The sequence below is a fragment of the Thalassotalea loyana genome, assembly GCF_030161435.1.
GTDB lineage: Bacteria > Pseudomonadota > Gammaproteobacteria > Enterobacterales > Alteromonadaceae > Thalassotalea_G > Thalassotalea_G loyana.
The window spans coordinates 78682-105178 of the sequence record NZ_BSSV01000003.1 but is presented as its reverse complement, the minus strand read 5'-3'; the positions used below and the strand labels follow the sequence as shown (position 1 = coordinate 105178).

At 40.1% G+C, this 26497-nt stretch carries 20 protein-coding genes; 16 read left to right on the top strand and 4 right to left on the bottom strand.

What is annotated here, in order from left to right:
* Positions 1-3 precede the first annotated feature (3 nt).
* The 14 genes from QQK05_RS08120 (at position 4) to pyrD (ending at position 22282) form a co-directional block, all read left to right on the top strand.
* The gene (locus QQK05_RS08120) at positions 4-768 is read left to right on the top strand and encodes an SIMPL domain-containing protein (RefSeq protein ID WP_284297432.1); all 765 of its coding nucleotides are present in this window, start codon (positions 4-6) and stop codon (positions 766-768) included.
* A 94-nt stretch (positions 769-862) separates the two neighbouring features.
* Entirely contained in the window at positions 863-1324 is a 462-nt protein-coding gene (locus tag QQK05_RS08115) for a GAF domain-containing protein (RefSeq protein WP_284297430.1), read from the top strand.
* Entirely contained in the window at positions 1325-1612 is a 288-nt protein-coding gene (locus QQK05_RS08110) for a hypothetical protein (protein ID WP_284297428.1), read from the top strand.
* 17 nt (positions 1613-1629) lie between these two features.
* Positions 1630-2277: an RNA chaperone ProQ gene (gene proQ, locus QQK05_RS08105; protein WP_284297426.1), complete on the top strand. Its 648-nt coding sequence runs from the start codon at positions 1630-1632 to the stop codon at positions 2275-2277.
* A 19-nt stretch (positions 2278-2296) separates the two neighbouring features.
* Positions 2297-4327, top strand: a complete 2031-nt coding sequence (prc, locus tag QQK05_RS08100; protein WP_284297425.1) for a carboxy terminal-processing peptidase — start codon at positions 2297-2299, stop codon at positions 4325-4327.
* A 220-nt stretch (positions 4328-4547) separates the two neighbouring features.
* On the top strand, positions 4548-5999 hold the full coding sequence (gene nhaC / locus QQK05_RS08095) for a Na+/H+ antiporter NhaC (protein WP_284297422.1): 1452 nt from the start codon (positions 4548-4550) through the stop codon (positions 5997-5999).
* Positions 6000-6097: 98 nt separating this feature from the next.
* Positions 6098-8653 (top strand): aminopeptidase N, encoded by a 2556-nt coding sequence (gene pepN / locus QQK05_RS08090; protein ID WP_284297420.1) that lies wholly within the window; start codon positions 6098-6100, stop codon positions 8651-8653.
* A gap of 17 nt (positions 8654-8670) precedes the next feature.
* The gene (locus QQK05_RS08085; RefSeq protein WP_284297418.1) at positions 8671-8892 is read left to right on the top strand and encodes a DUF2835 domain-containing protein; all 222 of its coding nucleotides are present in this window, start codon (positions 8671-8673) and stop codon (positions 8890-8892) included.
* Positions 8893-9215: 323 nt separating this feature from the next.
* Entirely contained in the window at positions 9216-11264 is a 2049-nt protein-coding gene (locus QQK05_RS08080; protein WP_284297416.1) for a DUF1302 domain-containing protein, read from the top strand.
* Positions 11265-11274: 10 nt separating this feature from the next.
* Positions 11275-12639: a DUF1329 domain-containing protein gene (locus tag QQK05_RS08075; protein WP_284297414.1), complete on the top strand. Its 1365-nt coding sequence runs from the start codon at positions 11275-11277 to the stop codon at positions 12637-12639.
* 125 nt (positions 12640-12764) lie between these two features.
* Positions 12765-13772, top strand: a complete 1008-nt coding sequence (locus QQK05_RS08070) for a WD40/YVTN/BNR-like repeat-containing protein (RefSeq protein WP_284297412.1) — start codon at positions 12765-12767, stop codon at positions 13770-13772.
* A gap of 4 nt (positions 13773-13776) precedes the next feature.
* Positions 13777-16107 (top strand): efflux RND transporter permease subunit, encoded by a 2331-nt coding sequence (locus QQK05_RS08065; protein ID WP_284297408.1) that lies wholly within the window; start codon positions 13777-13779, stop codon positions 16105-16107.
* A 244-nt stretch (positions 16108-16351) separates the two neighbouring features.
* A complete protein-coding gene (locus QQK05_RS08060; RefSeq protein WP_284297406.1) occupies positions 16352-21196 on the top strand; it encodes an NAD-glutamate dehydrogenase in 4845 nt (1614 codons plus the stop codon).
* A 78-nt stretch (positions 21197-21274) separates the two neighbouring features.
* Positions 21275-22282: a quinone-dependent dihydroorotate dehydrogenase gene (gene pyrD, locus QQK05_RS08055; RefSeq protein WP_284297404.1), complete on the top strand. Its 1008-nt coding sequence runs from the start codon at positions 21275-21277 to the stop codon at positions 22280-22282.
* 36 nt (positions 22283-22318) lie between these two features.
* Here pyrD and QQK05_RS08050 read toward each other — a convergent pair whose 3' ends face one another.
* Positions 22319-23197, bottom strand: coding sequence for a LysR family transcriptional regulator (locus tag QQK05_RS08050; protein WP_284297402.1), 879 nt, complete (start codon positions 23195-23197; stop codon positions 22319-22321).
* A gap of 134 nt (positions 23198-23331) precedes the next feature.
* On the opposite strand from QQK05_RS08050, the gene QQK05_RS08045 reads away from it, so the two are divergent.
* Both QQK05_RS08045 and fghA read left to right on the top strand, forming a co-directional pair.
* On the top strand, positions 23332-24480 hold the full coding sequence (locus tag QQK05_RS08045; protein WP_284297399.1) for an S-(hydroxymethyl)glutathione dehydrogenase/class III alcohol dehydrogenase: 1149 nt from the start codon (positions 23332-23334) through the stop codon (positions 24478-24480).
* 13 nt (positions 24481-24493) lie between these two features.
* Positions 24494-25327: an S-formylglutathione hydrolase gene (fghA, locus tag QQK05_RS08040; RefSeq protein WP_284297397.1), complete on the top strand. Its 834-nt coding sequence runs from the start codon at positions 24494-24496 to the stop codon at positions 25325-25327.
* Positions 25328-25463: 136 nt separating this feature from the next.
* Here the strand turns inward: fghA and QQK05_RS08035 are convergent, their stop codons facing one another.
* From QQK05_RS08035 to QQK05_RS08025, 3 genes are read right to left on the bottom strand one after another with little or no spacing between them, the layout of a single operon-like run.
* Positions 25464-25658 carry a hypothetical protein gene (locus tag QQK05_RS08035; protein WP_284297395.1) on the bottom strand — a complete coding sequence of 65 codons (195 nt, stop codon included), beginning with the start codon at positions 25656-25658 and terminating at the stop codon, positions 25464-25466.
* Entirely contained in the window at positions 25655-26029 is a 375-nt protein-coding gene (locus QQK05_RS08030) for a hypothetical protein (protein ID WP_284297393.1), read from the bottom strand. The genes QQK05_RS08035 and QQK05_RS08030 overlap by 4 nt, the downstream gene beginning before the upstream one ends.
* A gap of 18 nt (positions 26030-26047) precedes the next feature.
* Positions 26048-26497 (bottom strand): hypothetical protein, encoded by a 450-nt coding sequence (locus QQK05_RS08025; protein ID WP_284297391.1) that lies wholly within the window; start codon positions 26495-26497, stop codon positions 26048-26050.

Below are 26497 nucleotides of genomic sequence, written 5' to 3'. Positions count from 1 at the left end.
GTGATGAATAAATTAATTTCAGGTAGTTTACTATGCCTTGCCGGTATTGGGTTTATCACTGGGACACATGCTCAAACACAAGAAGGCGTTAAAGTTGTAGGTAAAGCGAGCACGATGCTAGTGCCTGACACGTTTGTTGTCCGCTTTGGTTTCGAGAGAAAGGGCAGAAGTGCGAGTAAACTTAAGCAAGTTGTCGACTCGCAAGCATCGCAATTAACCCGTTATGCTAAATCACTGGGTATTGACGATAAGCACATTAAATCAAGCCAATTAACGGTTAATGTTCGATATCCAAAACCATCTGAACGTGTACGTGATGTGTATATGGCAACACCGGAAAGCAAAGCAAGTATCGTTAAAGTAGATGCTCAGCCTGAATATGGTTATGAGCAAGATGTTGAATTTACCGTAAGCCGAAGTGTTGAGTTTCGTCTGATTGATTTAGCCAATTACGACAAATTACTTGATAACAGCGTGAAATTAGGCGCTACTCGTATCGATCCTTTACAGAGTTTTACGTCAAGTAATGAAGAAGCATATCAAGCACTATTAACAAGCGCTATCAATAATGCGAGAACAAAAGCGGCAGCACTGCTTGGTGCGTCAGGTGCGAAGTTAGGCAAGGTCATTTCAATAGAAGAGCAATCGCATTACCAAGCTCGCCCTAAAATGATGGCTGCTGAAGCGATGACATTTCACCGTTCTCATGCTGGTACGCAAGGGTTAACTGCTGAAGTTTCCGTCACCTATGCGATAGAACACGACTAATTCGAATAAATACAGGATTTATACGATAAAAACTTTTAAAATGGCGCTTTTCAAGGTATGTTAAGCGCCTTTTTTATAGCAGATGTGAACTTTGATGAATAAAGAGAGCTTTTACGAAGAACTGAATGCTCAAGTTCAAGCAATTATCGGTGATGAAACTGATGCTATTGCAAACATGGCAAACATTAGTGCATTACTTTTCGAACGCCTTGATGGTGTTAACTGGGCTGGATTTTACCGCTTGGTTGATGAGCAGTTAGTACTTGGACCTTTTCAAGGTAAGGTTGCTTGTATTCGTATTCCTCTTGGAAAAGGGGTGTGTGGTACAGCTGCAGCGACTGATAGTACACAGCGCATTGCTGATGTTCACGCATTTGAAGGTCATATTGCTTGTGACGCAGCTTCAAATGCTGAAATTGTTATTCCAGTTCACCAAAATGGCAACGTCATCGCTGTGCTAGATATCGATAGCATTGTTTATGAGCGTTTTGATGAAGTCGACCAAAAAGGCTTAGAAGCCATTGTTCGTTTATTCGAAGAGCAATTGAGTAAATAAATGAAAGAGTTTGTTGTAATACATGACTTTTTGGTCTCAGAAGCCGTTGTTGGCGACTGGGAAGGCGAAGAAGAACTAGTCGCTGAAAAGCTAAATGAGTTCTATCATACAATGTATGATTTAGCCGAAGAAGATATATCGCCAGATGAGCTCGTAGGATTACTTGAGTTGATCTGGCACCACTGGATTGGCGAACAAGCCTTGCCAGAACTAGAAACAGATGATATTTATGAATGGTGTAAAAACGTATTAGATAACCGTTCGCAATATCTTGAAGATTTAAATTAAATTTGTAAGTAGTATTTATGGAAAACAAACGTAATACCAATAAAGAAATCATTGCTTTATTAGTGGAAAAATTTCCGGCGTGTTTCTCAATTGAGGGCCCAGCGAAACCATTAAAAGTAGGTATTTTTCAAGATTTAGCTGAACAATTAGCTGATGATGAAACTGTAAGCAAAACCCGCCTTCGTCAAGCATTGAGACATTACACAAGCAGCTGGCGCTACTTAAAATCAGTTAAAGTGGGTAGCCAACGTGTCGATCTAGCGGGTGAAAATGTTGCTGAAATCGATCAAGAACAAGCGGATTACGCAGCAAAAACTTTGAAAGAAAGCCAAGAAAAGTTTGGTAACAAAAATCCTAAAGCTAAAGCAGACGGTCAAAAACCTGCTCGCAAGGGAACTCAAGCACCGAAAAATAAAGGCTCTCAGGATAATAAGCAAAAATTTAAAAACGTAAAATCTACGAAGCGACCTGCGAAAAAACCACAAGAACCTGTGAACTTAACGCCAATAGACTCGTCTACTGTTAAAGAGGGTGCTAAAGTTAAAGTTAAGTTTGGTAACGCACCAATGGATGCCGTAATCACAGAAGTCGATGGTAATGACGTTCACGTTCAACTTCAATCAGGCATGGTTATCAAGACGCAAGTAGAAAATATCTTTTCATAAAAAAGTTGGAGTACGAAGCATGCATAAATTATGTCGTATCGCAATAGCTGTTTCTCTGTCGGCAGTGTCAGTAGTTAGTTTTGGTAAAGACAATCAAATACCAGAAGAGCTCCCTGTTTTAAGCCCTGAGAGTCAACACGCGGTATCGACGAAGCGCATTACAGCGCAGTTTATGCGTGCTCACTACAAGAAGTTTAAAATTGATGATGATTTATCGCATCAAATTTTTGATCGCTACATTAAGCAATTAGACTTCAATAAAAACGTTTTTTTAGCCTCTGACGTCGCACAGTTCGACCAATATCGCGACGATTTTGATGCGGTAATTGCTCGCGGGCAACTACAAGTTGCTTATGACATTTACAACCTTAATCTACAACGTCGTGTAGAGCGTTATGAATACGCATTGACGTTATTGGATAAGCCATTCGATTTTACTAAGAAAGAAAGCTATCACTTTGACCGAGAAGATGCTTCTCATCCAGAAACAATTGATGAGTTGAACGAACTCTGGCGTCAAAAAGTTAAGTACGATGCACTTAACTTAACGTTGGCTGAAAAAGAGTGGCCAAAAATTCAAGAGCTTTTGACAAAGCGCTACAAAAACACGATTAAACGTTTAAAGCAAAGTGAAAGTGAAGACGTTTATCAAATTGTGATGAACAGCTTTGCTCGCATTGTTGAACCACACACGTCTTACTTATCTCCACGTAACGCGGAACGTTTCCAAATGGAGATGAACTTATCCTTGGAAGGGATTGGTGCGGTGTTACGTGCCGAAGATGATTACACTGTAATCCAAAGTATTGTCTCAGGTGGACCTGCAGATAAGTCGAGTGAATTGAAACCAAAAGATCGTATTGTTGGCGTATCTCAAGATGACGAAGAGTTTGTTGATGTTATCGGTTGGCGTTTAGATGACGTCGTCGACTTAATCAAAGGACCGAAAGGCACTAAGGTACGTTTACAAGTGTTACCAGGCGAGTCTGACAGCCTTGATACAATGAAAACTGTGTCGATTATTCGAGACAAAATCAAACTTGAAGACCGTGCAGCGAAATCTGACGTTTATATTGATGACTCTGTAGAAGGGCAACCTAGAAAATTAGGCGTTATCGAAATTCCTAGTTTTTACAATAATTTGTCAAAAGACGTCAAAAAAGAGATTGAGAAGTTAAAAGCTGAAGATGTTGAAGGCATTATCGTTGACTTGCGAGGCAACGGCGGTGGTTCGTTAACAGAAGCAACATTACTTACAGGCCTATTCATTGATAAAGGTCCTGTTGTGCAAGTTCGTGATGGGGCAGACCGTATTGCAGTAAACAGCGATCGAGATGGCATTAGCTATTATGATGGCCCACTAACCGTGATGGTTGACCGATATAGTGCATCAGCTTCAGAAATCTTTTCTGCAGCGATTCAAGATTATAACCGAGGCATTATTGTTGGCGAAAACACCTTCGGCAAAGGAACGGTGCAACAACATCGCGGATTAGGCCGTGTTTATGATCTGTATGAAAAGCCGTTGGGTTCAATTCAATATACTATCGCAAAATTCTACCGTATTAACGGTGGTAGTACTCAGCACAAAGGTGTAGCGCCAGACATTGCATTCCCTTCTGCAATCAGCCCTGAAGAATGGGGTGAAAGTAAAGAAGAAAATGCTTTAGTTTGGGATCAAGTGCCTCGAGCAAATTATCGTCAAGTTAATACCGCACCATTTGATATTGCTTATCTTGAAGGTATGCACCAAGAGCGTATTAAAGCCAATATCGAATTTGATTACCTATTAAACGATATTGCTGAGTACAAAGCTGAGAAAGATGACAAGACTATTTCATTGAATATCGATGAGCGTAAAGAAAAACGTGAAACGAGAAAGGCCAAACGTTTAGCGCGTGCAAACGAGCGACTAGCGAGAATGGGTAAAGAGCCAATCGAAAGTCTTGATGATTTACCAGAAGAGCTTGAAGAGTTAGACGTGTTCTTGGACGAAACCGCTCAAATTACCTTTGATTTGATTGCGCTTAACAAACTGGCAAAAAATTAGCTAGAAAACTGTTTAATATTCAATCAAGCCGTCACTTGTGACGGCTTTTTTGTTTCTGCTTGAATGGCAATTGATGGTATGATCTATTCAGTTTTATCGAATATTTATTGTTGCATCGCGCAAGCGTCGAAAAATTGTGACTTGCACTTATTCAAAACTAAAGGCATTTTACTTAGCTAATACAATAAATATTACAATAATTATAGGTTTTAATTTTCACATGTCAGTAGATTCATCACCACGCACGCCGAGTATGTTTGACTCTGTAATTCCAGTAATTGCGCTTGTTATTATGCTTGCAGGCGCTGTGACCTTGTTTGGTGACAACTCTTCGTATGGTCCTAACCAAATTGCATTACTTGTTGCTATGGGGATCGCAGTTGTTATTGGTATTAAAAACGGCTTCTCTTGGTCTGAAATTGAAAAAGCGATCGTTAATGGTATTTCATTATCATTAGGTGCTATTTTGATTTTATTATCAGTAGGGGCACTCATCGGTACATGGTTGCTTTCAGGCACTGTACCAACCATGATTTATTATGGTCTTAAGATTTTAGATCCGTCTTGGTTCTACGCAGCGTCTTGTATTATTTGTGGTATTGTTGCCATGAGTATTGGTAGCTCTTGGACGACGGCAGCAACCATAGGTGTTGCTTTGTTAGGTATTTCGCAAGGGTTAGATTTATCGCCAGCAATCACCGCCGGTGCAGTTATCTCTGGTGCGTATTTTGGTGATAAAGTCTCACCACTATCTGAAACAACTAACTTGGCACCTGCGATTGCTGGCAGTGAACTATTTGCTCACATTCGTTACATGCTGTGGACGACAGTTCCTTCAATTGCCACAGCGTTAGTTATTTTTACTATCTTGGGTTTTACTGAATCAACGACTGCTTCAACGGAAGCGATTGATTCATTGAACGAGCAGTTAGCGTCACAATTTAACTTGAGTGTATTTAACCTCGTACCCTTAGTTGTGCTGCTTGTTTTAGCCATTAGAAAAGCGCCTGCGTTTATCGCGGTTTCTATCGGTGCAATTATCGGCGCTATCTGGGCCGTGCTTTTTCAACCAGAATTAATTGGTCGACTAGCTGGTGAAGGTTTAAGTCAAGTTGAAGCAAATTTACGCGTTGTTTGGACGGCATTTTTTGACGGTGTTGCGATTGAAACAGGCAATAGTGAACTTAATGACTTACTAAGTGGTGGTGGTATGTCAAGCATGCTTAACACAACGTGGTTAATTATGTGTGCGTTAAGTTTTGGTGCGGTATTAGAGCATTTGGGTATGTTAAAAGTGTTTGTTACTGCAATCTTGAAAACAGCTAAATCTACAGGTAGTTTAATTGCATCAACTGTGGCAACGTGCTTTAGTACAAACTTAATTACTGCAGACCAATATATGGCTATTGTAATGCCTGGTCGCATGTATAAAGAAGAGTATGAACGTCGTGGTCTACATCCTGTTGTACTAAGTCGTACATTGGAAGACTCAGGCACAATTACATCACCACTTATTCCTTGGAATACATGTGGTGCATATATGTATAGTGTATTAATGGTTAACCCGTTAGATTACTTGTTCTATTGTTTCTTTAACATTATTAACCCAATTCTTGCAGTCATTTATGGTTTTATCGGATTTAAAATTAAAAAATTAGTAAAACCTGCATAAAACTGCTAAATACATAAATATTCAAAAGCCAGTGTTTAACTGGCTTTTCTTTGCACATAACTAAATCAATATCTACAACTTTGCTTTGCGGACTCTTTATGACTCAATCAACTACACGCTATTTATCGGATTACAAAGCGCCTGAATTTCAAATTAGTACGGTTAATTTAACGTTCTCGTTGAACGACACCGAAACCCATGTTGTAAATGAAATGGCAATTAAACGACTGACTGAAAATACACAGCTTCAGTTAGACGGTGAGCACTTAACGTTATTGAAAGTTACACTTAATGGTGAACAACTCTCAGCTGCTCAGTATCAATTATCTGAAACAGGGTTGATACTATCATTGCCGGAAGAGGACAATGTTTTAGTGATAGAAACGCAAATCGATCCGCTAAACAATACGGCACTTGAAGGTTTGTTCAAGTCCGGTGATGCATTTTGTACACAATGTGAAGCGGAAGGATTTAGACGCATAACCTATTACATGGACCGTCCTGATGTGATGGCGACCTTTACGACTAAAGTGATTGCAGAACAAGAGCAATTTCCGCAATTACTATCAAATGGTAACAAAGTTGATTCTGGGCAATTAGACGGTGGCAAGCACTTTGTCACGTGGCATGACCCATATCCAAAGCCAGCATATTTGTTCGCACTAGTTGCAGGTGATTTTGATTTACTTAGTGATAGCTTCAAAACCAGTGAAGGGCGAAATGTTGCGTTAGAAATATTCGTTGATAAAGGCAACTTATCCAAAGCACACCATGCAATGACCTCATTAAAAAAATCAATGCAGTGGGATGAAGAAGTATTTGGATTAGCATACGATCTTGATATCTACATGATTGTTGCTGTGGACTTTTTCAACATGGGTGCAATGGAAAATAAAGGGCTTAACGTTTTCAACTCTAAGTACGTGCTGGCGAACGAAGATACAGCAACAGACACCGATTACTTCAATGTTGAAGCCGTTATTGCTCACGAGTACTTTCATAACTGGACAGGTAACCGAGTTACTTGTCGAGATTGGTTCCAGTTGAGTTTAAAAGAAGGGTTAACGGTATTTCGTGATCAGCAATTTAGTGCTGATATGCACAGTGCTGCGGTCACTCGAATCCAAAACGTTCGTGTTCTACGAGCTCATCAATTTGCCGAAGATGCCAGCCCAATGGCTCATCCAATTCGTCCGGAAAAAGTGATGGAGATGAATAACTTCTACACGTTAACTGTGTATGAGAAAGGCTCGGAAGTTATTCGAATGATGCACACATTGCTTGGACAAGAGAACTTTAGAAAGGGTATGGATCTCTATTTCGAACGTTTTGATGGTATGGCTGTTACTTGTGATGATTTCGTTAACGCCATGGCTGATGCGTCGAATAAAGACCTGTCTTTGTTTAAACGTTGGTACTCGCAATCAGGCACGCCAATGTTGTCAGTAAACGAAACCTTTGATGACGGTAGCAAAGCCTATAAAATCGAAGTCTCTCAATTGACAGAATCGACAAAACAACAACCAGAAAAGTACCCATTACATATTCCTATCAAGGTAGAGCTTATTAATGGTAGTACGGGTGCAGTTGAAGCTCATTTACTCGAGCTTACAAGTGAAAGCCAAGTGTGGACATTTGATGGCTACGAAGAAAAACCTGTCATGGCGTTTTTAGGTGATTTCAGTGCCCCAGTTAAAGTCAGCTTTGAACAAAGTGATGATGAACTGATCACAATCATGCAAAAGGCTAATAATACATTTTGCCAATGGGATGCAGGCCAAAAATTATTTACTCGATACATTTTCCGATTAATCGAAGATCCAAATTACCAATTACCAGAACAACTGATTAATGCGTTTAAAGATGTGCTTTCAAATGAAGCTTTAGATACAGCATTAAAAGCGGAGCAACTAACACTGCCAGGCTTTGGTGAGATAGCGGATAATGCAAAAGTCATTGAGCCTGAAAAAATTATTGATGCGCTAAATACGTTGAAACAGTTTTTAGCAAATGGCTTATCTGAGCATTTATTAACGGCATACCGTAACTGTCAATCGGGTGAAAGAACGCCACAAACGCGTTCATTAGCAAGTGTTTGTCTGAGTTATCTCGCGGTGAATGCTGCTAATCATGAGTTGGTTGAAGCTCACTACCAAGCGGGCGAAAACATGACAGAGAATCTTGCAGCACTCAATGCGGCAACCAATCAGGGATTGTCAGTTCGTGACAGCTTGATGGCCGACTTCGAACGAAAATGGCTAGACACGACGTTAGTGATGGATAAATGGTTTTCATTACAAGCGATGCAGCAAGGCGATGACACATTTGAAAATTTGAAAGCGCTATTAGCACGTGAGGATTTTAGTTTAAATAATCCAAACCGAGCTCGTTCATTAATTGGTGCATTCTCAATGAATAACCCTAAGCACTTCCACTGTTCAACGGGCAGAGGATATGAGTTCTTAGGTGACCAACTTGAAAAACTTAATACGATCAACCCTCAAGTTGCCGCCCGTTTAATCACACCTTTGCTTGCATTCAAACAATATGAGCCAAAGCGACAAGCGATGATGAAAGCACAATTGGTTAAGTTAAGAAGCTTAGATAATTTATCAAAGGACTTAACAGAAAAAATTAACGCTGCGTTAGATTAAACCTATATACGTAGATTATGAGCCAATCGTACTTCTTTTCGATCAATATGAGTACGCAGGACTTTTTACCTTACTATCAGGGTAGGGTACAAAGTCTTGTTGTTACAACGACAACGGGTTTGAGAGTAGAATTTCCTGCAATGCATTTGCGAAAATATGTCGACTCACTCGGCGTAAGAGGCTTATTCTGCTTAAAAACCGACCAAGGTAAGTTCGTTTCTTTAACCCGCATAAATTGATTTAGAGTTTTTGCTTTAAACAGTGGTCAGACCATCATGCCTGCAAAGTATTAAGGTTTGTTGTTTGACCGCTATAAAGTGTTAACGCCCGCCAAATGCTTTGCTCAAGCTAAAAAATTGTTTTCTGTAAAAGCCGTTTTAAACAAGTGTTTTAAACAGGGTTGTTGCTCTGGTTGGATCTCTCGCTAAAGTCATTGTAAATAGAGGGCTTTCGGTATGATTTTATCGCTTGCTAGTTCATTAAAATGATGTAATTATTGTTTCATCCACAACCTCGTGGAAATAAAAAAATAAAAATTGTTTCGCATTTGGGGAGAGAATTAATGAAACATAGCCCTCACGCAAAGTTTTATAAAAAGCCGGTAGCGCTTGGCATAGCAACAGCTATGTTAGCTTTATCAGCTAATAATGCTTTAGCGGCAAATTTCCAAGTAGGGAATTTCGATATCAGTTTCGATTCAACATTCAGTTACGGCCAAAGTTGGCGTGTTGAAGACAGAAACTGGAATGACAACGTTGGTAAGTCAAACAACTTACACAACGGTTTTGATTTTAGTAATTACAATGCTGCAACAAACCCTACACCTATCAACGCAGACATTTGGAACGGTGCTGGTGGCTATTCAAACAATGGCGACAACGGTAACCTAAACTATGATGCTGGCGAAGCATTCTCTTCTGTTTTTAAAGGCTCTCACGAATTAGACATCCGTTACGATAACTTTGGTTTCTTCGCACGTGGCATGTACTTCTATGATTTCGAAATGATGGATAGTGAGCGCCCATGGGTTAACCCAACGTCTCAAGTAAATAACGATGTATGTCGTGATGACGAAGCTAAAGAACAAGTTTGTAAAGATATCCGTTTATTAGATGCATTCTTCTACGCAGACTTTGATATTGGTGAAATGCCGTTATCTGTTCGTATTGGTGACCAAGTTATTAGCTGGGGTGAAAGTACGCTTATTTCTCACGGTATTAGTGAGCTTAACCCTGTAGATATCGCTCGTTTACGTGCTCCAGGTGCGGAATTGAAAGAAGCGTTTATTCCATTTGGCGCGGTATGGGCATCATTAGGTGTAACGGAAAACTTCAACGTTGAAGCTTTTTATCAATACCGTTGGGAGAAAACTGTATTACCTGCACCAGGTAGTTACTTCTCAACTAACGACTTTGCTGGTGACGGTGGTCATTACAACAACGTTCAGTTAGGTTTCACTGGAAATCCTGACATGGATTTAGACTTTTTAATGTCTAGCTTAAACGGTATGGGTGACCTGATGCGTGCTGGTGCAATTGATACGGCAACTGCATCACAAATGTACTTAGCATACCCAACAAAATTAACGTTAAAAGCACCTGGCAGTTTAGCTGAAGTTGAGCCAGATGATGGCGGTCAATACGGTTTACGTTTATCGTGGTTCTTACCTGAATTAAACGACACTGAATTAAGTTTGTACTACATGAATTATCACAGTCGTCGCCCAGTATTTTCTGGTGTTACAGCTGACTTCTCAGCTGAAGCAATTGGTGCAGACTTAGGTATGATTGCAGGCGGCCAAATTACTGAAGATAACTACTACATGTTAAATTCATTCTCTAAAGTAGAATTAGACTATGTAGAAGATATCAAGTTATACGCGTTAAGTTTCAACACGACTGCAGGTACAACAGCTGTAGCGGGTGAAGTAACTTTCCGTCAAGATGAACCACTTCAAATTGATGACGTAGAGCTTCTTTTCGCTGCGATGCCTCAGCAATTAGCGAACGCGGGTTTACGACCTGACCTAGACGGTGTTTCTCAAATGCCTGTATTTGGTCAAGGTGAAAGAGCGCCAGGTTATATCTTATCTGACACTGTTCAAGCGCAAATGACATTCACACATTTATTCGGTCCAATGTTTGGTGCAAGCCAAGTAACAGGTCTAGTTGAAGTAGGTGGTATTAACATCAACGACATGCCTGATGAAGACGTATTACGTTTGAATGGTCCGGGTACAGCTCGTAATGGCGGTATTGAAGGTAAAGAAGGCCTTGAGCTTGCACTTCAAGACGGCGTTGAAACTAACCCGTTCCCAACAGACTTTGCATGGGGTTACCGCGTTGTAGGTAAATTAGATTACAACAACGTATTTGCGGGTGTGAATATGTCACCGCGTATTGTTTTCTCTCATGATGTTGACGGTATTACGCCGGATCCATTATTCCTATTCATTGAAGATCGTAAGTCAGTATCTTTAGGTGTTTCATTCGATTACCAAAGCCGCTGGGCAGCTGACATTACTTACAACGCATTCTTTGATGGTGTAGGTACTACTAATAAGATGGAAGATCGTGATTACGTGTCTTTCAACATCAAGTATTCAATCTAAGGCAATTAACATGAAAAAAATTACATTATTGTCATTAGCAGTATCATGTGCATTAGCTACAACGGGCGCAATGGCAAAGATCTCTGCTGACGAAGCTGGCAAGCTTGGTAAAAGCTTAACACCTATGGGTGCAGAGCAGGGTGCAAATGCTGACGGCTCTATTCCTGCGTGGGATGGTGGTATTACGGCTGCACCAGCTGGTTATACTCCTGGCCAACATCACGTTGATCCATATGCAGATGATAAAATTGAGTACACGGTAACGGCGCAAAACATGTCGCAATACCGTGACTTATTAACGCCAGGTCAAATTAAGTTATTTGAAACATACCCAGATACATTCAAAATGAATGTATACAAGACTCGCCGTAGTGCATCTTTTCCTCAACACGTTTACGATGCAACAGTTGAAAATGCTACACGTGCTGAGTTAATTGAAGGTGGTAACGGTATTACACAGGCTGCTGTAGGTGTACCTTTCCCAGTACCACAAACAGGTTTAGAAGCTATTTGGAACCACATTTTGCGTTACCGTGGTGAAAGTGTAATTCGCCAAGGTGGTCAAGCTGCACCAACAGCAAGTGGTGACTACACATACATTGGTTTTGATGAGCAATTAATCCTTCCATATAACGTTAAAGGTGCTCAACCTGAGCAATTACAAGAATCAAACATCTTGTTTAAGTTCAAACAAAAAGTATCAGAGCCAGCACGTTTAGCAGGTACTGCGTTATTAGTTCATGAAACCATGGACCAAATCAAAACACCACGTCAAGCTTGGACATACAACACAGGTCAACGTCGTGTTCGTCGTGCACCTAACGTGGCATACGATGCACCAGGTACAGCGTCAGATGGTTTAAGAACGACTGATGATTTCGATATGTACAATGGCGCGCCAGATCGTTACACATGGACATTAAAAGGTAAGCAAGAGCTTTTAATTCCATACAACGATTACCGTCTACATAGTGATAAGTTGAGCTATGACGATATTATCCAACCTGGCCACATTAACCCTGATCACGTGCGTTACGAGAAGCACCGTGTTTGGGTTGTTGAAGCTAACTTAAAAGAAGATACACGTCACATATACAAAAAACGTGTGTTCTTTATTGATGAAGATAGCTGGCAGATCGCTGTAACTGATATTTACGACAACCGTGATCAGTTATACCGTGTTGGTGTTGCACATGGCTTAAACTATTATGAATTACCAGCACAATGGTCTACGCTTGAAGTGTTCCATGATCTTCAGTCTAGACGTTACATTGCGATTGGTTTAGATAACCAAGCTAATATGTACGATTTCTCAACGCAATTAGAAGAGAAGTCATTTACACCAGCGGCATTACGTCGTGAAGGTCGTCGTTAAGAACGGCTGTTAGTATTAGCATTCACTGACTTTGCTATGTCTTTCGGGTATAGCAGAGCGGTTGATGTTAGTTAAAAACGGCTGTTTTAACAGCCGTTTTTTGTATAAATTTGAGAGTATTACCAATGAAGCAATTGTTGGCTTTAGTTTTTATTTTTACGAGTTTTGTAGTTGTTGCCGACCAAACTCCTTCTCCTTCATGGCAAGCGCCTCTGGCAGAAAAATCACTTTTACTTGACCTAACCGCAATCGGTAATGAGCGATTGGTAGCGGTTGGCGAATATGGTCATATTTTAGTATCAAATGACGCTGAAAACTGGCAACAAGCTAGTGTTCCTGTTAAATCAACATTAACGGCAGTTCATTTCGTCAATAGTATGAAAGGCTGGGCTGTAGGTCATGATGCAACGATATTGCATACCCAAGATGGCGGTAGCACATGGCAAATCCAACAATTTTTCCCTCAACTTGAAAAGCCATTGCTCGATGTGGTGTTTAAAGATGAGTTAAATGGTTTAGCGATTGGTGCGTATGGTATGTTTTACCGTACAACTGATGGCGGACAAAACTGGACAAATGAATTCCATGAAGAATTTCTGTTCCAAGATGATATTGATTACTTAAATGAGCTTAAACAAGAAGATGAAGAAGCTTATTTGGATGAAAGAAGTAGTATTCTGCCGCATTTTAATCGCATTACGATGGATGGCCGCACGCTTTATTTAGTTGGTGAAATAGGGTTGATAGCTAAAAGTAACGATTTTGGTGATACTTGGGAACCATTCGACGAAATTTATCAAGGTTCATTTTTCGATTTAGCGCGCACACGAAAAGGTAATTTACTCGTTGTTGGTTTGCGCGGAAATGCCTTTAGAAGTTTGCGCAATGGTACGCCATGGCAAGCAGTTGAAACAGATACAAAAGCCCTGTTAAATTCAATCGTATTAACAGATTCTAATACACTTTACGTGCTTGGTAATTCAGGCATGTTGTTAGCAAGTGATGACGACGGTCAAACATTTACTCAATACCCACAGCCAGATGGCAAAGCATTGATCGCTGGTGCTGTTTTCAACGGAAAACTTATTGCTGTGTCGGATGTTGGCATTAAAACAATTACAATTTTGAAGTAGTCTTATGAACTCAGAGTCTTTTATTAATCGAATAGAAGTTGGCATATTTCGACATCGTTTAACGGTGTTGTTTTTATTCCTACTATCAACCATTTTTCTTGGCTACCAAGCGAGCCAAATTCGCCTTGATGCTTCTTTCATCAAGAATATTCCACTTAATCACAGTTACATGAAAACCTATTTGAAACACCAAGAGAACTTTGGTGGTGCAAATAATGTATTAATTTCTGTTTGTAATACAAACGGCGATATTTTTAATGAAGAATTCTTCACTTCATTAAAAGGTGTACACGATCAGCTGTTTTTCATACCTGGGGTTGATCGTATTCAAGTTAAATCACTTTATTCGCCGAGCACTCGATTTGTTGAAGTTGTTGAAGACGGCTTTGCCGGTGGACCAGTGATTCCTGCTGATTTTAAGCCGAACGAACGTGGTCTAGCCATTGTAAAAAGCAACATTGAGAAAGCAGGTATTGTAGGTCGTACGGTATCTGACGATTACACATGTGCAATGGTCCAAACTTCGTTAATGGATATAGACCCAAACACAGGCGAAAAGCTAGATACAATTAACTTAGCAAACCAGCTTGAAGAACAAATTCGTGGTCAATATGAGAAGGGCAATATTAGTATTCACATTATTGGTTTTGCGAAAATGGTAGGCGATGTTGCGTTAGGTGCAAAAGGTGTAGTTGCCTTCTTCGGGGTTGCTATTGCGATCACGGCATTGATGGTTTTCTTTTTCTGTAAGTCAGTAAAGTTGACCATTTTACCTATCTTCTGTTCTCTAGTTACTGTTGTGTGGCAAATGGGGATGTTGACCGTTATCGGCTTCGGTTTGGATCCAATGTCAATCTTGGTACCGTTTTTAGTCTTTGCCATCGGTGTGAGTCATGCCGTACAGATGATTAACTCAGTTAAAAAGCTCGTTAACCAAGGTTATAGTGCAAAAGAATCTGCGCAATTTAGCTTCAGAACATTATTAGTGCCAGGTATGGTGGCGTTATTATCAGACACCGTAGGCTTTTTAACCTTACTATCGATTGATATTGGCGTTATTCGTGAATTAGCAATTACTGCATCACTTGGTGTTGCGATGATTATCTTAACTAACCTTATCTTATTACCTATCTTAATTTCGTACATGAAATTAACCAAGGATAGCGATGAGCAAATTGCTAAGAGCAACAATGACGAAATTTGGCGCAAGCTTGCTGTGTTTGCGACACCTAAGGCTGCGCGTGTAATTTTAGGTGTTACTGCACTATTGTTTGTTGCAGGTGCATATTACTCTCAGAATATGAAAATCGGTGAGTTACACGCGGGTGCTCCGGCATTGCATGAAGATTCACGTTATAACCAAGATACGTTTTTAATTACAGATAAGTACGCAATTACCGTCGATTATATTTCTGTGATTGTTGAAGCGTATCCTGATGCATGTACATCACACGACACACTTGAAACCATGGATGAATTCCAATGGAAGATGGAGAACGTTCCGGGTGTAGATTCTGCGATTAGTTTAGCGAGCGTTGCGAAAATCGTTAATGCAGGTTACAACGAGGGTAACCCTAAGTGGCGCAGCTTGTCTCGTAACCAGCAATCGTTAGTTCAATCAATTTCACGTGTACCTACATCAAGTGGTTTACTTGATAGAAACTGTAGTGTAATGCCAGTGATTTTATTCTTAGAAGATCACAAAGCAGAAACTATTAACCGTGTTGTTGATAAAGTTAAATTATATGCAAGTGAATTAAACAATGACCAATTGCAGTTTAAGCTTGCATCTGGTCCTGTTGGTGTAATGGCGGCGACGAATGAAGCAGTTGAAGCTGCTCAGTTGCCAATGATGATGTATGTTTACGCCGCAGTTATCGTTTTATGTTTAATTAGTTTTAGAAGCGTACGAGCAACCATTTCAGTTGTGCTGCCGTTGTATGTGGTTTCAACACTTGCGCAGTGGTTAATGACGGAATTAAATATCGGCTTAACGGTATCAACGCTTCCAGTTATTGCCCTTGGTGTTGGTATCGGTGTTGATTACGGTATTTATATTTTATCAACTATGGCACAACGTATTCGAAACGGTGAAAGTGTTCACCAAGCATATCTTGCAGCATTAACCGAACGTGGTAGTGCCGTACTGATTACAGGTGTTACGCTTGCTATTGGCGTTTCAACTTGGTTCTTCTCTGACTTAAAATTCCAAGTAGATATGGGTATTTTGATGACGTTTATGTTCTTGGTGAACATGCTTGCAGCGATAGTTGTATTGCCAGCATTAGCATCAGTTTTATGGCGAGAAGAAATAAAAGAAAAACAAAAAAAATAGTTGCATAAATAATCAAGAAAATGGCCGAAAGGCCATTTTCTATTTATAACTATTGAATAGAATCACAGATTCCTCCTCTAGCCGCTAATTTCAGTGGTCTAATCAATAAAAAAACACTCGCAAAACCTTAAAATAGCTAATAAAATCTGCGGTATAGTCTATCCTAATAGACAGTTCATACTAATTTACTCAAAAGTTGGTATTAAAATAATAAATATTCGTTTTTTCACATAAGGAAAACGGCATGGCGTTAGTAGACGGTCTACCATCAGTAATACTGAAAAACGTATCACAATTAATACAGCAAAAAGTTTCGAAAGAAACAGCCCCTCTAGTCGAAAAGTTTTCAGAAATTCTTTACGGCAATATCTCAACCTCGGATTTAACTTACCGAAACGACAGTGACGTATATGGTGCGACACTCAGTTTATGGAATTCGTTGAACGAGTTTAAACACGGTAATGCGCTTATTAAGGTTTTTAATCCTGAAGTTGCGCAAAATGGGTGGAAGTCGAGCCACACTATTATCGAAGTCATTGTTGATGATATGCCGTTTCTTGTTGATTCTGTAAGAATTGCTCTGAATCGAAAGGGCCTTAGTCCACATTTAATGCTTAACTGCCCAATGCAAGTTACGCGCGATAAAAGCAATAATGTGACTCAATTAGCTAATGCTAGTGAGAAGAAAATTAAAGATTCGGTTAATGAAACCGTGTTTTTCATCGAGATTGACCGCATTACAAGTGATGAACAGTTAGCCGAGCTAAAAGTTGAACTTGAATCGGTTGTTAGTGACATCTCTTTAACGGTGAACGATTGGCAACCAATGCTAAAACGTTTAAACGACGTTATCGATGAGTTTGGCAATTCAAATGTGCCAGGCGAGAAAAGCAACAAACAAGAATCACTTAAATTTTTAAAGTGGATTGCCAATAATAACTTCACGTTAATGGGCTACCGCTCGTATGACGTTGAAACCCTTAAAGGTGATTTAGCATTAACTGCGAACGTTAAATCTAGTTTAGGTTTAATGAAAAACTCTAAGGGTACGGATAAGCGTTTATTATCAACACTAAGCGCAACAGCTCGTGAAATTGCACTGGGTGAAAATGCACTTATTTTAACCAAAACTAACTCTCGTTCACGTGTTCACCGTCCAGCACATCTTGATTACATTGGTATCAAGCGCTTTGACAAAGATGGCAAAGTTGTGGGTGAAGAACGTTTTATCGGTTTATTTGGTTCAGCGTACTACACAAGTAGTGCAGTAGAACTTCCTTTAATTTCCGATAAAGTAAATAGTGTTTGTAAAGCGTCTGGGTTTGCGCCAGGTTCACACTCTTTCAAAACACTGATTAATATCTTAGAAACCTATCCACGTGATGAAATTCTTCAATCAAGAACTGAGGAATTATTACATAACGTACTTGGTATTCTGCGCATGCAAGAACGTGATTATTCAGGTTTATTTGTACGCCGTGATGCATTCGATCGCTTCTACTCTTGTATGGTTTACGTTCCGCGTGAACGCTACAACACTAAATTACGTGTAGAAACACAAAAACTTCTACAAGAAGCCTTCGGTAGTAATAAAGAAGTCGAATTTAACACTTACTTCTCTGAATCAGTTCAAGCACGAACTCATTACATTGTGCGTGTCGACTCAACTAAAGCAGATATTAATGTGAAAGAAATTGAAAAGAACCTAAATGAAGCCGCTAGAAGCTGGGACGACAAGTTAGCAGATGCGCTTACGTCAAACCAAGGTGAATCAAAAGCAAAAAGTTTAATGTCGAAATACGCAAGTTTCCCTCAAGCGTATAAAGATGAAGTCCTTCCTGGCTCTGCAATCGTTGATATTGCAAAACTTGAAGCGCTTTCTGATGACAACCAATTAGAAATGTTGTTTTATCAGCCGCAAGAAGAAAAAGCGGGTAGCCGTTTCGTTAAATTGAAGTTATTCCATACGGGTGAACCGCTTCACCTTTCTGACGTGTTACCAATGTTAGAAAACTTTGGTTTACGTGTTATTGGTGAAAGTCCTTATGCTGTTCGTGGAAGTGACGGCGAGATGTACTGGATCTTAGATTTCTCAATGATCTTAACAGGCGAGGGTGAGTTTAGCCTTGCGAAAGTACAACAGTTATTCCAAGACGCATTTGCAAAAGTGTGGCGTGGTGTTTTAGAAGATGACGGTTTCAACCGATTAATTCTGGGTGCGGGTTTAGAAGGTCGTGAAGTATCAATTTTACGTGCTTATGCGAAATATGAGCGTCAAATTGGTGGTACATTTAGTCAAAACTACATCGAAGATACGTTCTCTCGTTACCCGAACTTAGCTGAATTATTAATCAAGTTATTTAATTTACGCTTTGATCCGAAAGGTAAACAATCAGAGAAAACGATCGCAAAAGTAGAAGCAGAAATCGAAGAGTCGTTAGACAAGGTAGCAAACCTTGATGATGACCGTATTATTCGTCGATTTGCTGAAATGATGAATGCAACGATTCGTACAAACTACTTCCAAGCGGGTGATAAAGAAGCGTTTAAACCATACATTTCATTTAAGATTTTACCTAAGTTAATCACTGAAATGCCGCAACCAATCCCTGCGTTTGAGATTTTTGTATATTCTCCGCAAGTTGAAGGTGTGCATTTACGTGGCGGTAAGGTTGCTCGTGGTGGTTTACGTTGGTCAGACCGTCGAGAAGACTTCCGTACTGAAGTTTTAGGCTTAGTAAAAGCGCAACAAGTTAAAAACACTGTAATCGTGCCAGTAGGTGCAAAGGGTGGCTTTGTTTGTAAACAGTTACCTGAGCACGGTACTCGTGACGAAATTTTTGAAGCCGGTAAAGAGTGTTACCGTACATTTATTCGCGCGTTATTAGACATTACAGATAACATTGTTGGTGGTGAGTTAGTGCCGCCTGCTAATGTTGTTCGCCATGATGAAGACGACCCTTATTTAGTTGTTGCTGCTGACAAAGGTACAGCAACCTTCTCAGATATCGCTAATGGTATTTCAGAAGAGTACAACTTCTGGATGGGTGATGCGTTTGCTTCTGGTGGCTCTGTAGGTTACGACCATAAAGGTATGGGTATTACCGCTAAAGGTGCATGGGAATCGGTTAAACGTCACTTCCGTGAAATGGATATTGACTGTCAAACTACTGATTTTACCTGTATCGGTATAGGTGATATGGCGGGTGACGTATTTGGTAATGGTATGTTGTTATCTAAACACATTCGTTTACAAGCTGCGTTTAACCACTTACATATTTTTATCGACCCTGATCCTGATGCAGCGTCAACGTGGAAAGAGCGTGAGCGTTTGTTTAACTTACCACGCTGTTCTTGGGAAGATTACAATAAAGACCTTATTTCTGAAGGTGGTGGTATTTTCTCTCGTGCCGCGAAGTCAATTAAGTTAACACCACAAATCAAGAAGATGATTGGTACGCAAAAGCAGTCAATGGCGCCAAATGATCTTATTCAAGCGTTATTGAAAACTAAGGTCGACTTAATTTGGAACGGTGGTATTGGTACCTATGTTAAAGGCTCAAGTGAAAGTCACTTAGAGGTTGGCGATAGAGCAAACGATGCGTTACGTATCAACGGTAGTGAACTACGCGCCAAAATCGTTGGTGAAGGTGGTAACTTAGGTTTAACGCAATTAGGTCGTATTGAATACACTGCCAATGGTGGTCGTATGAATACTGATTCAGTCGATAACGTTGGTGGTGTTGACTGTTCAGATAACGAAGTAAATATCAAAATTTTACTTAATGGCTTAGTTCAAAATGGTGATTTGACTGTTAAGCAACGTAACAAGTTACTTTACGATATGACGGACGAAGTGTCTGATATCGTATTACATGACTGTTACCGTCAAACACACTCTATCTCAATTACTGAGTTACGCGGTGCAAGCCAGTTAAAAGAGCAAACACGTTTTATTCAAGAAATGGAACGTACAGGCAAACTAGACCGTGCACTAGAGTTTATTCCAAGTGACGATGAAATTGCTGAACGCTTAGCACAAAACAAAGGCCTTACTCGTCCTGAATTGTCTGTGTTACTTGCATACAACAAGATGGTGTTGAAAGAAGATTTGGTGTGTGACGAAATCACTGAAAACCCATACTTCCAAAGCTTATTGATTGAAGCATTCCCTCAGCAATTACAGAAGAAGTACGCTGAACAAATGCAAGACCATCCACTACGTGCAGAAATTATTGCAACACGTCTAGCTAACAATATTGGCAATGACATGGGCTTTAACTTTGTTAATCGTATGATGGAAGAAACAGGTGCTACAGTTGCTGAAACTGCAATTAGCTATGCAATTGCTTGTGAGATTTTCGAGTTACCGAAAACATGGCAAGAAATTTCTGACTTAGATAACAAGATAACAACTGCTGTTCAAACGGAGATGTTATTCCAGTTACGTCGTAATGTTCGTCGTGCAACACGTTGGTTCTTGCGCCATCGCAATAAGTCATTAACGATTGAGGAAACAATTGCATTCTTCAAACCAACCTTTGCTGTAATGACTGATAACTTAGATAACTACCTTGCAAAAGATGAGTTAGCTGGTTTATCTAAGGTCGCTACAGACTTAGCAAATGCTGGAGCTCCTAAAGCGCTTGCACGTCGTATTTCACAGTTAAGTACGATTTTCTCAGTGATGGATATCGCAGAGATTTCGCAAATGGAAAGCTGTGATGTTGATCAAGTTGCTAAACTTTACTTCCAATTAGGCGACCGATTGTCATTACACTGGTTCTTAGACCAAATTACGCGTCAACCGGTAACAAACCACTGGCAAGCACTTGCTAGGGCGTCATTTAGGGAAGAACTTGATTGGCAACAGCGTTCATTAACGTCAGTTGTGCTGAAGAATTACAAATCAGAACAATCTACTGACACAATGTTAGATTTATGGTTTGAGCAATCGAGTCAACCACTTGAACGTTGGCAGCACATTTTATCTGACTTTAGAACAAGTCAGACGCACGAATTTGCTAAATTCTCAGTTGCATTAAGGGAATTAATGTTACTAAGTTTACACTGTGATCCAAGCAAATAAATGTTATTATCCCCGCCGTTAAACGCGGGGATTTTTTTATCCTAAATAAGCATCAATTTTTAAAGCCGGAGTTGTACCTTGTATCCATTAATTCGCAAAGTTCTATTTCAATTTGATCCTGAGAAAATCCATGATTTTACGATTGGCTCATTAAAGCATATGGGGCAGGCGCCTCTAAGCTGGTTATACAAATCACGTGTGCCAAACAAAGAAGTAGAAGTCATGGGGATTAAGTTTCCAAACCCTGTGGGCTTAGCAGCAGGCTTGGATAAAAATGGTGAATGCATTAATGCATTTACAGGGATGGGATTTGGTTTCGTTGAAGTGGGCACGGTGACACCTAAACCTCAACCTGGTAATGAGAAACTTCGTATTTTCCGCCTGCCAGAAGCAAATGCGATTATTAATCGTATGGGATTCAATAACAAAGGTGTGGATTACCTCGTTGAGCAAGTACGTAAAGCTAACTTTGATGGTGTTGTTGGCATCAATATTGGTAAAAACAAAGTGACGCCAGAAGACAAAGCTAAAGATGATTATATCTTTTGTATGCGTAAGGTATATGACGTAGCGAGCTATATTACTATTAATATCTCTTCGCCTAACACGCCGGGTTTACGCTCATTACAATATGGTGAAGCGCTTAACGAATTACTATCAGAAATAAAAGCGGAGCAAGCAAAACTTGCAGAGCAGTACGGCAAGTATGTACCCGTTGCTGTTAAAATCGCGCCTGATTTAACAATCGAAGAAATTGAATCTATTGCTGAATGTTTAGTGGCTAATAATATCGATGGCGTTATTGCGACTAACACGACACTTGATCGTGATAAAGTTGATCACCTAGAGCACGGTAATGAAATGGGTGGTTTAAGTGGTAAGCCTGTTACAGACAAGAGTACCGAGGTCATTCGTTTGTTAGCAAAAGCGTTAGACGGCAAAATGCCAATTATTGGTGTCGGTGGTATTCATAGTGTTGCAGATGCTAAAGCTAAAATGGAAGCTGGTGCATCGCTTGTACAGCTATACACTGGTTTTATCTACGAAGGTCCTGACCTAGTTAGAGACATCGTAAAAAGCTTGTAATTTAATTGAGAGGTATTAGTTGTCGCTAATACCTCTCTATTGCTTTTCCTTTAGATTATTTGCAATAAATTCGATAAATAATTTAATTTTCATCGGCATATGCTTTTTGTCGGGGTAGAGTGCCCAAATTCCCTCATCTTGTGGCCTAAAACTTGGCAAAACTTCAATCAACTTTTTCGCTAAAACGTCGTCTTTAACGTAATAGCCTGGTAACTGCGCAATTCCCAGTCCTTTGTGAACTGCATCCAATAATACGGGACCACTATTACATGTTAAAACACCATTTATTTTAACTAGCTTTTCTTGGCCATTTTGTTCGAATCGCCAATGATCAATAGAGCCAACAAGGCATCGATGTGACTTAAGGCTGCTGAGTGTTGTCGGTGAGCCATATTTTTCTAAATAGCTTTTATGAGCGCATAAAAAGAGTTGTCTGTTCCCCAGCTTTTTTGCAATAAAGCTTGAGTCTTCAAGATTTCCTAAGCGTATGGCGACATCAATACCATGTTCAAAAAAGTCTAATCGATCATTGGATAATATCAGTTCAACACGAACGCCGAGATATTGCGCCATAAAGTCATTAATTATTGGCGCGATATGTCTTTCGCCAAACGCTACAGGGGCTGTCACTGTGAGTTTGCCTTCAGGAGATGATTGAAGTTGAGATAGCGATAACTCAGCATTTTCAAGTCCTTCAACCAGCTTTGTGCAATGTTCGAGATACAGAATACCCGCTTCTGTTAGGGTGATCTTTCGTGTTGTTCTGTTTAGTAGTTTAGTCGCAAGTCTTGTTTCCAATCCCGCCACTCGACGACTAATGTGAGCCACGGAGGTATTTAGTTTTTTGGCCGCGCTGGTAAAACCATTGGTTTCTGCAACCGCAACAAACTCAGATATTCCGTCCCAATTTGCCATATTTGTCTCTGTAGTCTTAACTAAATAAAACATTATTACTAAATAGTAATAATGTTTTTCAAAAACAGTATATTATCAATTAATTAGAAATAAATATAATGACATCGTAACGAAATAAATTAAGAAGAAATACTATGACACTGCAATTACAACCTGGACAAACCTCGATTAAATCAAAAGCGGCCGTTGCTTGGGCTGCTGGTGAACCTTTAAAAATGGAAGAGGTGGACGTTGAACTTCCCAAAAAAGGTGAAGTACTGATTCGTATCGTCGCGACTGGTGTTTGTCACACTGATGCGTTTACCTTATCAGGTGAAGATCCAGAAGGCATATTCCCTTCGATTTTGGGTCATGAGGGTGGCGGTATCGTTGAAATGGTTGGCGAGGGCGTAACAAGTGTTGCCGTTGGTGATCACGTCATTCCACTTTACACAGCTGAATGTGGCGAATGTAAATTCTGTAAGTCAGGTAAAACAAATTTATGTCAAGCCGTACGAGAGACTCAAGGTAAAGGCTTAATGCCTGATGGCACATCACGGTTCTCCATTAATGGTGAAACGATATATCACTATATGGGGTGCTCAACGTTTTCCGAATATACAGTCTTACCTGAAATCTCACTTGCAAAGGTCAACAAGCAAGCACCATTAGAAGAAGTGTGTTTGTTAGGTTGTGGCGTGACAACAGGCATGGGGGCGGTATTAAATACTGCGAAAGTTGAACCAGGTGATACGGTTGCTGTATTTGGCCTTGGTGGTATTGGTTTATCGGCGATTATTGGTGCTCGTATGGCTGGTGCGAGTCGTATCATCGGTGTAGACATTAATGACAGCAAATTTGATTTGGCTAAACAACTTGGCGCGACTGACGTTATCAACCCAAAAAATGTAGATAAGCCAATTCAAGAGCACATTGTTGACATTACTGACGGTGGCGTAGATTACTCATTTGAATGTATTGGTAACGTGAATGTAATGCGTCAAGCACTTGAATGCTGCCATAAAGGGTGGGGCGAATCTGTGATCATCGGTGTTGCCGGTGCAGGTCAGGAAATATCTACACGACCGTTTCAGTTAGTGACAGGTCGAGTATGGCGTGGCACGGCATTTGGTGGTGTAAAAGGTCGCTCAGAATTGCCAGCAATTGTCGAGCAATACTTGGCGGGTGATTTTGGTTTACAGGAGTTTATTACGCATACCATGGGGTTAGATGAAGTCAATCATGCTTTCGATTTAATGCACGAGGGTAAAAGTATTCGTAGCGTTATTCATATGGATAAATAGGCAGTAAACAACAATGTTGGAAAAACTAAGTGAAAACAAAGTGTTTGGTGGCTTACATCAGCAATACAGTCACCAATCATCTACTAACAATTGTCAAATGCGGTTTGCAGTTTACTTACCCCCTGGCGCATCAGAAGCCCATAACGTACCAGTATTGTATTGGTTGTCGGGGTTAACGTGTACTGATGAGAACTTTATGCAAAAGGCAGGCGCTTTCAAGGTAGCGTCAGAGCTTGGGATAGCAATTGTTGCTCCGGATACGAGTCCAAGAGGAGAGGGGGTTGCCGACGATGAACATTATGATCTGGGTCAGGGCGCTGGCTTTTACGTGAATGCAACACAAGCCCCTTGGGCTGAGCACTTTAACATGTACGATTATGTTACGTCCGAGTTACCTTCATTGATCGAGCGACATTTTCCCGTGAACCAGAATAAATCAATTTCTGGACATAGTATGGGAGGACATGGTGCGTTAATGATAGGGTTACGCAACAATACTCGCTACCAGTCAATATCGGCATTTAGCCCGATCGTGAACCCAATAAAATGTCCTTGGGGAATCAAAGCATTTACCGCCTATTTGGGTGATAGCCAGCAAGACTGGTTTGCTTATGATACATGCGAGCTCCTTAAATCAGCCACTGTATCTACACCCATCTTAATTGACCAAGGTGATGCTGATCAATTCCTAGCTGAACAGTTAAACACGCAGACATTCATTGATATTGCAGCTCAACTTGAAGGTGATATCACGGTGAGAATGCAGGAAGGGTATGATCATAGTTACTACTTTATCGCGAGCTTTATTGAAGAGCATTTAGGCTTTCACGCGAAATATTTAATGTAAGCCATCAAGGGATTTGTGATCATCAATGATAAAAAACTCCAATATCCTGACCGATATTGGAGTTTTTAATGCGCCGAATTGGTTAATTAATTTATCAAGCTTATTTAACGAAACAACACTAAGCTAACGCTAAGGTTTATTCGAAGCCAGCAAGTCGCCTTGCACGCGCACGAATGTCAGCCGCATGCGCTAAACCTTTGGTGAAACGTGCTTCTGCTGCCAAAATTTGCTCTTCATCTGAATTTGCTAATAAAACCGCCTGAGACAAGCCTTTGTATAATGAAGCTATATGGGCGTTGTATGCTGATTCAATTGCTTTTTCTGTATTCATCTTTGTTCTTCTCCTTGTTGAACTTTTAACAGTTGAAATAACTCTAGCTTATGGTGATTAATCGTTAATACTTCGCATTTGTTAGTTTTTATTTCAATCTCTACAAAACTATCGGTAGAGGCATCGTAAATTTTACCTTGCCAAGTGTTCAGGGTTTGAGGTTTTTTCAACAAATGCTTGATTACCGTTAGCCCTTCAGCGCTAGAGTTTTTCTGGTGCTTTTTCACCACAATATTTTTCATTATTGTATTGATTTCCAACCAAGCTTCTTTATCCGCATGTTTCCACACGCCGTTAATGTCGCATGACTTAGCATCGATTGGTGGAATGAATGATAGGCAAACTAATAGGGAAAATAATGTTCTCTTCATTGGAACTCGCTTAAAACCTTACTTTTGTGAATGCTTGTTTAGTAGTAGTCCTACGGCATAAAGCAACCCCGTTAATAACCAAACAAAACCTACTATCACTGAAATAGCGTCTATGTTTTCAGGTTTTCTTAACCAGAGTTGAATAGGGAGTAACCCTCTAATCACACATAAAAAGGCGATTAAGGCGCAAACGTGTCTCGCGTACGGGATATCCCTAAATAAGCCTGAAACTGATAAAGCAAGTAGTCCCCAACTGATGAATATGCCTGATACTATTAGGTTGCCTAGGGGCGCGATTAATGTGCCTGTTTTTGCCGATTCAACAATAATGGGGGGCGCCATTTGTGCACTATAGCAAGTAGGACCAAAATAAAGGCAGGACAAATGTGCAAACGCGGTAGAAAACGTGATCAATGCACAAAGCACAAAACAAATAATGGAAATGAGGTTTTTGTTATTTTTTTGCAT